The organism is Faecalimicrobium dakarense, assembly GCF_000499525.1.
In the GTDB taxonomy this organism is placed as follows: domain Bacteria; phylum Bacillota; class Clostridia; order Peptostreptococcales; family Peptostreptococcaceae; genus Faecalimicrobium; species Faecalimicrobium dakarense.
Map to the genome: position 1 here is coordinate 1 of NZ_HG529334.1, position 13,126 is coordinate 13,126.

Consider the following 13,126-nt stretch of genomic DNA (forward strand, 5'->3'; position numbering starts at 1 on the left):
ATATAACTATAAAATTTATTCATTTTGATAATTACTTCATCTTTATTTAAGTAATTTAATATTGCAAATGCTACACTAACGCTAATAAATCCAGACCAAACATGTAAAAAATCGTCATAACGATTTATTATATCGTAAAATCTATAACAGGTTCCAAGTAAAGATGAAAATAAAATAAACAGCACAAGTACAATATATAGATTATTATCAATTAATTTATTATTCCTTTGATTGACTATATACAATATAATTGTACCTAATAAACATGCTATTGATATTGCCACGCTTACAATTTCTTTATTTATAAAAAAATATACAATAGAAAATATATAAGCAATACTTAAAGATATATTTAGGCACTTTTTACCTATATTATTGTTCAATTTTTTCCTCCTATTTACCTTAGTTAGTATTTTTATATTATTATATACTATCTCTGTAAAAAAAATGAACTTTCGTTAAAAAGTTCATTGAAAGTTCATATATATTTTAAAATTATTTTTTTACTTCTTTATTTCTATAAACTTTTATAGAAACTATCATTGAAATCATTAATATTGCTGTGTTAAAAATGATTAATATTACTGATATTCCTATTGTATCTACTATATTACTTATCTTTACCATTATTTCTGAGTTTTGGCTTAATATTTCCATCATTCCTGACACTAACCCTATTAAAATCATGAATATTACTACCATAACCACTCTCATTTTATTGGCACCGAATTTTAAAACTGTTGGTATTATAAAAGATATAGTTAATATTGCTGAAGTTATTCCCATTCCTAAAAATGCTTTTAATGGTATATCTATGGCATTTATTTTATTTCCTATATTATATACTACTATTAAAAAAATACTTGTTAGAGCTAGTATTATAGCTCCAAATAAATATCTAGACATTACATATTCATTTCTCTTAACTGGAAGTACTGCTACTAAGTTATCTATTCCATTCATATCTTCATATACCATTGCTTGATATAGCGTCATAAGTATTATAAATCCAAATAGTATATTTAAAAAATATGGATTAAATATAGCTACAGCTGTCCATATAATAAGTACAAATGCTATTTGTTTAAATACAGACTTTAAATTCAAAAAACTCATTTTTGTAAGGCTAACTACATTATTCATAAATTTACCCCCTTGTATAATACATTAATATATCTTCTAAATTTGCCTTATCGTATATTACCTCTTCTCCAAATATTTCTTTTGCGCTTTTAATATTTGATGTTAATCCTTCAAAACCAAAAGAATTTTCAGTGAAAGATATTAATTCTTTTTTGGTATCGCCATCTAGTAATTGCTTATTTCCTCTTATTATTTTATGATTTTCTAATATGCTTTCTTTGTCTCCTCTAAGTATTACTTCTCCATTATATATAAATACTAAATAGTCAGATACTTTATCTAAATCTGAAGTTATATGAGTTGAGTAAAATACGGTTGCTTCTTCTTTATCTATATGTTCTTGAATTATATCTAAAAATTCATTTCTAACTAAAGGATCTAAGTTCGCTGTTGGTTCATCCATTACTATTAATTTAGGGTGATGAGAAAGTGCCATTATAAGTTCAAACTTCTTTTGTTGTCCTTTTGATAACTCTTTATATACTTTCTTTTCATCTAACTTAAATTGATTTATATACCTTTTATATAGTTTCTCATCCCAATTTTTGTAAAAAACGCATATACTTTTTTTAATATCTATAAGTTTTAATTCATTTACATAACCCGGTATATCTCCAACATAACCTATAACTTCTTTTATACTTATATCGTCTTCTTTATACTCTTTATCAAGTATTTTTATACTCCCACTGTCTTTAAAAAGCATATTCATAATTAATTTTATTGTAGTTGTTTTTCCACTGCCATTAGGACCTATAAATCCTGTTATAAAACCTTTTTTATTTCTAAATTTTTTATATTTAATTCAAATTCATTTAAATTTTTACTAAGATTATTTATCTCTATAGCATTCATATATTAACCTCCCTATACTTCTTCATAAATACTTTTAAATATTTCTAATCCTTCTTCTAATGTAATCCCCACAGACTTAGCCTGTTTTATAATTTCTTCTAGCTTATTTTCTATTTCAAACATAGTCATTTCTTTTAACCTTTCGGTATTTTGAACTGCTACAAATGTACCTTTTCCCGTTACGGTTTGTATAAGTCCCTCTTTTTCTAGTTCCTCATAAGCTCTCTTAGTTGTTATTATACTTACCTTTAACTCTTTTGCTAAGTTTCTTATTGATGGTAGACCTTCTCCTGGCTTTAACGAGCTATTTAAAATTTGAGCTTTTATTTGATTTTTTATCTGCTCATATAAAGGAATTGTTGATGAATTATTTATGTTTATATTCAATTTATCACCTCTTTGTATTATTATATGCAATACTGTATATAAAGTGTATATATTATCTATATACACATATTAACACTTTAATTCTATAATGTCTATTCATTTTTTATTTCATTTTAAAATAAAATAAAAAAGACCACATATATATCACTATATACACAGTCTTACTGTCTTTATAATAAGTCTACCTAATATCTATATACGAGTCCCTACTTTAGTTATACTTTTTTAAACTAGGTTAAAATATATATAAATTCAATGTTTAGGAGAGTTTATTATGGATATTTTAGCCGAAGTTATGCTATTCGCTTTAGCAATAATTTTTATTTTTAAGATATTTAAAAATACTTTTATATTTTTTTCATTTATGGTGCTTAGTTTATTAATATTTACTAACATAAACGTGTCATTCTTAACAGCTCTAATTTTATCTGCTATTATACTTAAAGGTTTAAAAGATACTTTGATTAATTTAAATATATTATTTAAGCTCATATTGCAATCAAAATATAAGTTTAAAGAAAGGTATCTTGGTAAATTAGTTAGAATTTTATTTGAGCTTAACTTTACTACTTTTATACTAATATGCTATAGTGCTTTATTGTTATATATTCAATCTGTTTTAAAGTTTGATATTGCACTTGTGGCTACAATTTTAGTAGTTCTATCTATCGGACAATACATACGAAGATTTATTTACAAAAGATCACATTTTTATTATCCTAATAGGATTATTTAGTATTATTACCACTTCTTAAATTTAAGAAAGTGGTTTTTAATTATTATGATAATTTATTCTTATTTTGTTAATATAATTTATAGATGAGAGTGATTAGATGAAAACTGTATTATATTTGAAATAAAAAAGACCGAATATATATTGCTATATAAACGGTCTTACTGTTTCTTTATAATAATTTTTCTTTCCACTCATCTTCTTTAAATCCTATAACTACATTTTTACCATCATATGCTATAGGTCTTTTGATAAGCATTCCATCGCTAGTTAAAATTTCTAAAAGTTTTTCATCAGACTCAGTCTTAACTACATCTTTAAGTCCTAACTCTCTATATTTAACCCCGCTAGTGTTAAAGAATTTTTTAAGTTCATATCCACTAACTTTATACATTTCTTCTAACTCTTCCTTAGTAGGAGGATTTTTTACTATTTCAATATTTTCAAACTCTAAATTATTTTCACTAAGCCAAGCCTTGGCCTTTCTAACTGAAGATCATTTTGAATACCCGTAAAATTTTATCATTTGCGTTTATCCCTTTCCTTATTATAATATATTTTTATATTACCCATTTTTTTTATCTTAAATCATTTTACAATATATTACTAATATCCTCAATATTTCCATTATTAATTTTTATAAACTTATCTCCAACTTCCTTAGCAAAGTGGCTATCATGAGTTACTATAAGGATACTTATTTTTTCACTTTTTAATTTATCTATTATATCTATAACCTTAATTATATTTTCATAATCTAGCGCTGATGTTGGTTCATCAAAACAAAGTATTTTAGGACTTAATGCACAAGCCCTAGCGATTGCAACTCTTTGTTTCTGTCCACCTGATAATTCATGTGGATATGAATTTTCTTTATCTTGTAAATCTACTAATTTTAATAATTCTTTTGCTTTTTTTACAGCTTCACTTTTATCTATTTTTAATGTATTTATTGGAGATTCTATAATATTTTCAAGTACTGTCATATGAGGAAATAAATTAAAGTTTTGAAAAACCATTCCTATATTTTTTCTTATTTTAGTTATATCATTTATTGATTTTATACTTTCATTATCTACTATAATTTCTCCACCTTGAAATTCTTCAAGGCCATTTATACATCTTAATATTGTTGTTTTTCCTGCTCCTGATTTCCCAAGCAATACGCCTGCTTCTCCTTCTTTTAATTCAAATGTTATATTATTTAATATTGTATTTTCATTATATACTTTTCTTAATTTATTTACTTTTAGCATATCATTCTCCTAAACATAATACGAATATTTATTTTCTATAGTTTTAAATACTTTAGTTATAATACCTACTAAAATTAAATATACTAAGCCAACTTCAATTAGTGGTATTAAACTTACTTGTTGATTTTGTGCTATTTGCGCAATTCTTAATATATCATTAAGACCTATTGTATATACTATTGATGTATCTTTTATTAATGTAATTATTTCATTTGACATAGGCGAAAGTATCTTCTTTATAACTTGAGGTAATATTATTCTTTTGTACATAATTTTTTTATCCATACCTAAAACTAAAGATGCTTCGTATTGACCCTTGTCTATTCCTAATATAGCTCCTCTATAAATTTCTGCGAAATACGCTGCATAATTTAATACGAATGCTAATATAGCTGCATTGAATCTATTAAATACTACTCCTACTAGTGGTAAACCAAAGAATATAAATATTAGCTGTAAAAGTAATGGCGTTCCTCTAAAAACTAATATATAAGTTTTAGATATATTTTATTAACTTATTCTTTGATAATCTCATAAATGCTAGCATTAGCCCTAAAGGTAGTGCTAATAATAATGTTATAAAAAATATAGATAATGTAACTGTAAGACCTTGTATCATATTAATTCCTCCTATTTAAACCATTTGTCATATATTTCATCAAAAGTTGAATCTTTTTTAATATCTTTTAAAGTTTTATTTACCTTATCTTTAAGTTCTGTATTATCTTTAGAAAAGGCAACAACATAATCTTCTGTTCCAAAATTTTCATTTAATATTTTATATTTGCTCGAGTCTTTTTTACTTATATAATATCTAGCTAATATTTCATCTACAACAATTGCATCTACTCTCTTAGCTTCTAAATCTCTAAAAACTTTATCATAGGTATCGTAAAGAACTGGTTGTTTATCTTTTATAGAATTTATAAAATTACTATCCCTATTTATAGCCTCAAGACTAGTTGAACCTTGCTGTGTTCCTACAGTTTTTCCACTTAAATTACTTTTATTGTTTATACTTGAATTTTTTAAAGTTACTATTACTTGTTTGTTTTGAAGATATGAATCTGTATATGATACTATTTTCTTCCTTTTTTCAGATAACGAGTATCCATTCCATATAACGTCTATATTTCCTGACATTAACTCAGTTTCTTTCATTGACCAATCTATTGATTGAAATTTTACATTCATACCTAACCTTTTAAGTGTTTCTTTTGCTAAATCAATATCAAATCCTACTATCTCTGAAGATTCATCCATATATCCCATAGGCACAAATCCATTATCAAATCCTACTACTACTTCATTTTTATTCTTATTATCTTTTGAACATCCTACTAACATAATTATTATTAAAGTTAATAAACTAAGTATTTTAAACTTATTTTTCATATTTAATCATCCTTTTTCAAAATATTTCGAATATTATTTTTAGAAAATTTTTCTTTTTAAAACAAGCCTTGCGCGCTTAAGGTTTATTTTTACACTTATTTTGGTAATAAAAAAACTCCCTCCTATAGCTATTGCTAAGGACGGGAGTTAACTCACGTGGTTCCACCTTATTTCATTAATGCCTTACGACACTAACCTCTTTAAGTACGGCAAATAATTTGCTTATACTCTATCACGATAACGGGTGCAGGGATACCGGAAACAGTCTACTAAGATTATAAATCTTTTCGGTGCTCTGCTCAAAGATGTGTTCAAAATAAATTCTAATGCTCCTCTCACCAAACGGAAACTCTCTGTTTAAGAAAATTATTTTTACTATTTCTTATCAACGCATTTAATATAACTTTATTCGATTCTTGTTTTTTATTATATTTTTTTTAATAATTATTGTCAATACTTTTTTTAAATATTTTATCCCCCAAGGAACAACTTCTACTTCTCCAAACCATCTTTCTTTAAGCCTATTAGAGTATTCACCTTTATATCCTATAAATGATAACATTATAAGTTCAACGTATTTAGTTCCTATTTGAATTATGTTCCACATATCTTCAACAGTTAAACTTGCTCTATTATCTTTTCTAGTTGGATGAACTATTTTATTTCTAAAGTAAATAACTAAATCAACTCCATCATCAAATTTAGTTTTTGTCCAGTCATCAAATAACTCAAGTTCATCACTACCATATGGTATTTTGCATATGTCTAGCACCATTTTAATATTTTTAGATGCACTATTTTTATCAAATTCTTCATCAGATAATATTTTTTCTTGTTCTACTAAAATAATATATGATAGTGCTTCAAGTGCTATTTGTATAGATATTATATTATTTTCCATAGTTATATCTCCAAGAGATTCTATGTACCAATCAATAACGTTCTTTATTGCTGGACCACAATATCCATCCTCTAATTTTTTACACATAAGAGCCATATATTTTTCTATATTATGATGATTAGATATAGTATCAGTCCATGTAGGTACAAACTTAAATGGAGTTATAAGATTTTCTCTCCAAAGCCTAAATACATTATTATTATTTTGGTATCCTTTTGCTAAGCAAATTCCTACATACCTTCCACACATAAAGCTTAAGCTACTAGATATTCTATCTAAAAAGTTTAGCATATTATTTGTTTTAAATAGTTTATTGTCTTTTCTTTTTATTCTACCTATATGTGTTATTATAGTTCCTGATTTAGCTTTTAATTCTTCGCTTAATTCTTTTCTATAATCATATCTTTTATCTATGGTAACTGTAAAATCATTTATATCAAATTCTATTCTACCTGCGAACAACTTGTCCACGTGTTTTATAAGATTTCCAGAGAATTTATCTAAATTTATTATGTGAAAATCTATATATTCTACATATGAATTTTTTGATTTTATATAATTATCGTTTGTATATCCTTCTATATTAAAGTCATTTATAGTATTTATCGTTACAGATATAGGTTTATATCCATACATTTCAAGTATTGCATTATCATAATCTAAATCTAAGTCCACGTCTTCATCTTCAATAAATAATATCTGAGCCTTAAAGTTTATAGATACTGGAGGTGTCATTTTATAATAGATTATTCCACTACATTTATATTTTTTATCTAAATAAATACAAAACCTTCCTTCATAAATACTTATATCTTCGTCTACCTTATACCTCAGGTAATCAGATGATATCGCATTGTTAACTACCTTCATAGCTAGACCACCTTTACTTTCATATAATACTATATCATTATATCATATTAAACATGCTAAAATGTAAATTAATAGCTAATTATTTATTCAAATGTAATTATAAATCCTTACTCTATATATTTATCTATATTATTTCAAATTTTATACTAAAAATAAAAAATACCGTGATTTAGTTGTATTACCTAAATCACGGTATTTTTATAAATTAATTAGTTTTGATTTAATTTCTCTAAAACGTCATTTAACTCTAAACCATGTATTTCACAAGCATTTACTAATGTTTCCATACTAGCTGATGGGCAACCTAAGCATCCCATTCCAAGTCCCATAAGAATTTGTGCTGCCTCTGGCTTTTTGTTTAATATTTCTGCTATTGTCATATCTTTAGTTATCATTTATATTATCTCCTTTAAATTTAATTTTTCTAAAATATCTTTTCTAAATTTATCAATACTTATTCTATCAATAAACTCTCCAAGTTTTTCACCCATATGTGCATTTTCATTGTAGTAGTTTAAAATAGTTTCTACAAGTAAAAAAGCTTCTTTTTCAGTTAATTCTTTAGTAATTATATCAGCAGGTCTTGGATTAAATCCAGCACTACCTCCTGCTGTTACAAAGAATTTACCATGAAAATCAACTAAAACCCCAACATCTTTTGAATAAACACTTGTACATGCATTTTGGCATCCACAAACACCTATTTTTGTTCTATTTGGTAAACTCATTCCATGGAAATTTTTGCTAATCTTCATTCCCACACCTATTGTAGGATATTTAGATCTTTTACAAAAATTTGCTGGGCATATTTCAACATTTTTTACTGAATATTGATTTTTTACTGCCGGTTCCATGCCTAACTCTTTCCAAATAGTTTCTAGGTCTTCTTCTTTTAAATTAGTTATCATTATTCTTTGACCTGAGGTAATTTTTAAAACACCTTTATATTTTTTAGCTACTTCTGATATCTTTATAAGAGTATCAGGTAGAACAAATCCTCCTGGTATATGTGGAGTGATGGCATAAGTTCTTTTTCCATCTTTTATCTTTTGTAAGTTTCCATACTTAGACATCAGGTTCTCCTTTATAATTTAATTACTTTATACCTTATATTTACATTATTATACACTATTATTACCATAAAATGCGTAACATTAGTTACGTATTTTATATATTTTTAAATGCAGTTGAAAGCATTAACTTTATTCTATTCAATTGATTAGTTTTACTTGCAGAAGGGTCATAGTCAATAGGTATTATATTTGCATTTTCATAAACTCTTTTTAATTCTTTTATCTGCCCTTTACCTGTTATATGGTTTGGTAAGCATCCAAAAGGTTGCATACATATAATATTTCCTACTCCCTCTTCTATAAGTTCTACCATCTCTCCTGTTAATAACCATCCTTCACCAGTTTGATTTCCCATTGAGATAATTTTTTCAGTATTTTTTGCAATATGTCTTATATGATTGGGAGATTTAAACCTATTACTATTATTAAGTTCCTTTTTATATGTTCTTTGATATATATCAATAATATATATAGCAAAATTACCTAACATTTTATTTGTTTTTGTACCTTCTAAATATTTATATTTATAAGATGAGTTTAGTGAACAGCTTAAAAAGAAGTTTATAAGTTCTGGTACTACAGCCTCTCCACCTTCCTCCTCTATTATCTCTACTAGATTATTATTTGCAATTGGATGAAATTTTACTAATATTTCTCCAACTAAACCAACTTTAGGTTTTTTATATCTAATATTTCTAAGTTATCAAACTCATATATTATTGATTTTATATTTTTCTTAAATGTAAATATACTAGCCTTATCCAAAGATTCTTTACATATCTTTACCCATTTATCGTATAGATTATTAGCGCTTCCTTTATTTTTTTCATAAGGTCTTACTCTATATAATACTTTCATTAATAAATCGCCATAAATAACTGACATAAAGAGTCTATTTATTAATTTAATAGTTATATCTTTTACTAATCCATTCTTTTCTACTCCATTTACACTTAAGGATATTACTGGTATATCTTTAAATCCAGCATCACATAGTGCTTTTCTTAAAAAGCCTATATAATTAGTAGCTCTACACCCTCCACCTGTCTGAGTTATTGCAACAGATATGTTGTCTAAATCATATTCTCCATGTTTAAGTGCATGTATTATTTGACCTATAACAATTATAGCTGGATAACAAGCATCATTATTTACATATTTTAGTCCTTCTTCTATTATTTCAGAACTAGAATTAGTTAAAATTTCTAAGTTATATCCACTTAAGTTTATTGCTTTTTCAAAGAATTGAAAATGTATTGGAGACATTTGAGGTGCTAAAATAGTATGATTCTTTGATATAGTTCCTTTTTTATATTTTATTTCATTATTTTCTACATGCTCTTTATCTATATTATTTTTATCTCTTTCTATCATAGCTGCCTTTAAAGATCTTAATCTAATTTTAGCAGCTCCTAAGTTATTACCTTCATCTATTTTGATAACAGTGTAAATTTTTTCTCCTTCATCTAATATTTCCTGTACTTGATCTATTGTAACTGCATCTATCCCACATCCAAAGGAGTTTAGTTGAACTAGTTCTAAATAGTCATTATCTTTTACAAAGCTTGCTGATTTGTATAATCTTGAGTGATATACCCATTGATCTACAACCCTCAATGGACGCTTTAAATTTGCTAAATTACATATTGAGTCTTCTGTAAGAACTGCCATATCTAAAGAATTTATAAGTTCTGGTATACCATGATTTATTTCTGGATCTAAATGATATGGTCTTCCAGCTAAAACTATACCTTTTATATTATTATTTTTTATATCTTCTATAGCGCTTTGACCATAGTCCATTATATCTTGTTTGAATTTTTCTTGTTCTTGGATAGCTAATTCTACTACATTGTTTATACTTTCTCTTGATAATTCTTTAAAATATATTGATAGTTCATTATAAAGTCTTTCCTTTAACTTTTCTTTATTGTTTAAACTTAAAAAAGGATTAATATATTTTATATTTTTTTCTCTTATATTTTCAACATTATTTTTTATAACCTCAGAATATGATATTACAACTGGACAATTATAATTATTATCCGAATTACTATCTTCTTTTACTTCATTGGTTATACAAGGATAGAATATATAATTTATTCCTTTTTCAATTAAATTTTCAATATGACCATGAACCATTTTCCCCGGATAGCAAACTGTTTCTGAAGCTATACTAGTTATTCCTTTTTTGTAAATATCTTTTGACGACCTATCTGATAATATAACTCTAAACCCTAGATTCGTAAAAAATGTAAACCAAAATGGATAATTTTCATACATGTTTAATACCCTTGGTATTCCTATTTCACCCATAGTAGCATCTTCTTTTTTTATAGGCTTATACTTAAAAAGTCTATTATATTTATACTTAAATCCATTTATATTATTAGCTTTATTTTTTACTATATTTTTAGTGTATATAGCCTCTCCTTTTTCACATCTATTTCCTGATATAAACAAATCTTTATCTGAAAATTTATTTATAGTTAATAGACAATTATTTAGGCATCCAGAGCATCTCTTTACTTCTATATCTAATTTTATATTTTCTATTTCTTCTTTATTTATTAGCTTTGTTTCATATCCTATAAAGTATTTTTCTTTTGATATTAATGCAGCTCCATAAGCTCCCATGATACCTGATATATTAGGTCTTGTAACTTCTTTTTGTATAAGTTTTTCAAAACCTCTTAAAACTAAATCATTATAAAATGTTCCACCTTGAACTACTATATTTTCTCCCATATCATTTAAATCTCTTATTTTTATAACTTTAAACAGTGCATTTTTTATAACTGAATAAGATAATCCTGCTGATATATCTGCTATACTTGCTCCTTCTTTTTGAGCTTGCTTAACTCTAGAATTCATAAATACAGTACATCTAGATCCTAAATCTACAGGTTTTTTTGAATATATACCTTCTTTAGAAAATACTTTTATGTCCATAGATAGAGAATCTGCAAAAGTTTCTAAAAATGATCCACAGCCAGAAGAACAAGCTTCATTTAAAATGATACTATCAATAACTCCATTTTTTATCTTTAAGCACTTCATGTCTTGTCCACCTATGTCTAATATAAAATCTACATTTTCATTGAAAAATTTTGCAGATTTATAATGTGCGATAGTTTCTATTTCTCCATAATCTATTTTAAGAGCCTTTTTTATAAGACCTTCACCATATCCTGTTACTGTTGAACTTACTATTTTACTATTAGATGGTAATACTTCATATACTTTTTTCATTACACTTAACGTAGTTTCTAAAGGACTACCGTTATTACTACTATAATGAGAATATAATAAATTTCCATCTTCATCAATTAATGCAGCTTTAGTAGTTGTTGATCCTGCATCTATTCCTAAAAAGCAATTACCTTTGAAATCAGTTATATCTTTTTTAATTACCTTGTTTTTGCTATGTCTATCTAAAAATTCTTCATACTCTTTTTTATCTTTAAAAAGTGGTTCTAAATCATTAGATGTATCTAATTTATTATTTTTTAAATTATCAACATTTTTAATTAGTTCCGTTATCTTTATATCATCTTTTTCTCTAGATAATAAACTAGCGCCAAGCGCTACATAAAGTTGGGCATCTTCAGGGAAAATTATATCTTTATCTTCTAAATTTAATGCTTGGTTAAACGCACATCTAAGATGCGATAAAAAATATAATGGTCCACCTAAATAAGCAACTTTACCTTCTATTTTTCTTCCACATGACAATACACTAATAGTTTGAACTACTACTGCATTAAAGATGCTCATTGCAATATCTGTCTTTTTTGCACCATCATTTATAAGGGGCTGTATGTCTGTCTTTGCAAATACTCCACATCTTGATGCTATTGGATAAATAACACTATAATCTTTAGCGAGTTCATTTAAACCTTTTGCATCTGTTTTTAGTAAAGATGCCATCTGATCTATAAAAGCACCAGTTCCCCCTGCACATATACCGTTCATCCTTTGATCTATACCACCACTTAAGTACGTTATTTTTGCATCTTCTCCTCCAAGCTCTATTATCACATCTGTATCTGGATGAAATTTCTGTATTGCACTTGTACTGCAAATTACTTCTTGAATAAATTCAATATTTAAAGCTTTTGATATATCCATTCCTCCAGATCCGGTTATTATAATAGTTATATTTGAGTCTCCTATTTTCTCATATATATTAACTAATACTTCCTTCAATGATCTTTTTATATCTGAGTAATGTCTTCTGTATTCTTTATAAATTACATCATTATTTTCACTTACTATTGCTTTAATAGTTGTTGAGCCAATATCTATACCTAAATTAAATACTCCATCCATTCTATTCCCCCCACTATTTATATGTAATTTATTTTTTATTGCAATTTTAAGGTGGTAAATTTTCTACTAATATTAATCTATTCTTGGAAATATTATTGTATGAACTATATTTTTCTTTTTAAAATTTAATATGAAATTATACTTTCAATAAAAGATTTATATAATTTAATCAAATAAAAAA

General features: G+C 25.8%; 10 protein-coding genes, 3 pseudogenes and 1 other annotated feature. All 13 genes and pseudogenes read right to left on the reverse strand.

Annotated features, from left to right (window positions below):
- Positions 1-383, reverse strand: a pseudogene (locus BN899_RS09430) (hypothetical protein); the annotation flags it as partial.
- Positions 384-495: 112 nt separating this feature from the next.
- Positions 496-1,143, reverse strand: coding sequence for an ABC-2 transporter permease (locus BN899_RS09435; RefSeq protein WP_042274892.1), 648 nt, complete (start codon positions 1,141-1,143; stop codon positions 496-498).
- 4 nt (positions 1,144-1,147) lie between these two features.
- Positions 1,148-1,948 carry an ABC transporter ATP-binding protein gene (locus tag BN899_RS09440; protein WP_330362518.1) on the reverse strand — a complete coding sequence of 267 codons (801 nt, stop codon included), beginning with the start codon at positions 1,946-1,948 and terminating at the stop codon, positions 1,148-1,150.
- 62 nt (positions 1,949-2,010) lie between these two features.
- The gene (locus BN899_RS09445; protein WP_042274894.1) at positions 2,011-2,385 is read right to left on the reverse strand and encodes a GntR family transcriptional regulator; all 375 of its coding nucleotides are present in this window, start codon (positions 2,383-2,385) and stop codon (positions 2,011-2,013) included.
- Positions 2,386-3,290: 905 nt separating this feature from the next.
- Positions 3,291-3,602, reverse strand: a pseudogene (locus tag BN899_RS09455) (Spx/MgsR family RNA polymerase-binding regulatory protein); the annotation flags it as partial.
- Positions 3,603-3,711: 109 nt separating this feature from the next.
- Positions 3,712-4,374 (reverse strand): amino acid ABC transporter ATP-binding protein, encoded by a 663-nt coding sequence (locus BN899_RS09460; protein WP_042274898.1) that lies wholly within the window; start codon positions 4,372-4,374, stop codon positions 3,712-3,714.
- 9 nt (positions 4,375-4,383) lie between these two features.
- Complete coding sequence (locus BN899_RS09465; RefSeq protein ID WP_330362519.1) at positions 4,384-4,878, reverse strand: amino acid ABC transporter permease; 495 nt, start codon at positions 4,876-4,878, stop codon at positions 4,384-4,386.
- On the reverse strand, positions 4,871-4,993 hold the full coding sequence (locus tag BN899_RS20510) for a hypothetical protein (RefSeq protein ID WP_330362515.1): 123 nt from the start codon (positions 4,991-4,993) through the stop codon (positions 4,871-4,873). The genes BN899_RS09465 and BN899_RS20510 overlap by 8 nt, the downstream gene beginning before the upstream one ends.
- An 11-nt stretch (positions 4,994-5,004) precedes the next feature.
- Entirely contained in the window at positions 5,005-5,769 is a 765-nt protein-coding gene (locus tag BN899_RS09470) for an amino acid ABC transporter substrate-binding protein (RefSeq protein ID WP_042274900.1), read from the reverse strand.
- A gap of 133 nt (positions 5,770-5,902) precedes the next feature.
- Positions 5,903-6,167: a binding site (T-box leader), on the reverse strand.
- Positions 6,164-7,540: a hypothetical protein gene (locus tag BN899_RS09475; protein ID WP_242824140.1), complete on the reverse strand. Its 1,377-nt coding sequence runs from the start codon at positions 7,538-7,540 to the stop codon at positions 6,164-6,166. (Overlaps the previous feature by 4 nt.)
- Before the next feature lie 209 nt (positions 7,541-7,749).
- Positions 7,750-7,935, reverse strand: a complete 186-nt coding sequence (locus tag BN899_RS09480) for a DUF1858 domain-containing protein (RefSeq protein WP_042274902.1) — start codon at positions 7,933-7,935, stop codon at positions 7,750-7,752.
- Positions 7,936-8,613, reverse strand: coding sequence for a nitrite/sulfite reductase domain-containing protein (locus BN899_RS09485; protein ID WP_042274904.1), 678 nt, complete (start codon positions 8,611-8,613; stop codon positions 7,936-7,938). It lies immediately after the preceding gene.
- A 94-nt stretch (positions 8,614-8,707) separates the two neighbouring features.
- A pseudogene (locus tag BN899_RS09490) lies at positions 8,708-12,945 on the reverse strand (acyl-CoA dehydratase activase-related protein).
- Positions 12,946-13,126: the final 181 nt, after the last annotated feature.